Source organism: Streptococcus parasanguinis, from assembly GCF_001578955.1.
Taxonomy (GTDB): Bacteria; Bacillota; Bacilli; order Lactobacillales; family Streptococcaceae; genus Streptococcus; species Streptococcus parasanguinis_U.
The window spans coordinates 361,495-362,309 of sequence record NZ_KQ969690.1; the positions used below are offsets into that span (position 1 = coordinate 361,495).

At 42.0% G+C, this 815-nt stretch carries 1 protein-coding gene and 1 pseudogene; both read left to right on the top strand.

Translation table 11 applies throughout. The features are described 5' to 3' along the window. A pseudogene (locus tag SPADD19_RS11555) lies at window positions 1–193 on the top strand (hotdog domain-containing protein); the annotation flags it as partial. Between the two features lie 21 nt (window positions 194–214). After that, window positions 215–815 (top strand): M24 family metallopeptidase (locus SPADD19_RS05590; protein WP_061455592.1); only part of this gene is annotated, 601 nt, incomplete at its 3' end.

Consider the following 815-nt stretch of genomic DNA (forward strand, 5'->3'; position numbering starts at 1 on the left):
GCAAAATATTGGGCGTAACCTGATCATCGAACAGCTGATCATCAATTTTTTACAGGCAGTACAGGTAGATGATGTGATTCGCATTGAACCACAGCTTGTCCGCCGAACAAGACGTTCTGCCCTAGTCGATTTTAGTTTGTATTTGGACTTACAACTGATAGCGAAAGCAACCATTACGATTAAGATTAATTAAACAAAAAGAAATGAGGAGACAATGATTACATTAAAATCACAACGTGAAATTGAAGCCATGGATCGTGCAGGAGATTTCCTTGCCAGCATCCATATTGGATTGCGTGACTTGATCAAGCCAGGGATTGACCTTTGGGAAGTAGAAGAATATGTCCGTCGTCGCTGTAAAGAAGCCAATGTCTTGCCACTTCAGATTGGTGTAGAAGGCAGTCTCATGGATTATCCTTATGCGACTTGCTGTGGCTTAAATGACGAAGTGGCCCATGCTTTTCCACGTCACGTCATCTTAAAAGATGGTGATCTTCTCAAGGTAGATATGGTCTTGTCTGAACCGCTGGATAAGTCTGTTTTAGATGTTTCAAAATTGGATTTTGATAATGTGGCGCAAGTGAAAAAATATACAGAGTCCTATACCGGTGGTTTAGCTGATTCATGCTGGGCTTATGCTGTTGGAAATGTTTCCCAAAAAGTCAAAGATTTGATGGATGTGACCAAAGAATGTCTTTACAAAGGAATTGAAAAAGCGGTTGTTGGCAATCGCTTGGGAGATATTGGGGTAGCGATTCAAGAGTATGCCGAAAGCAAAGGCTATGGCGTGGTGCGTGATTTGGTTGGACACGGTG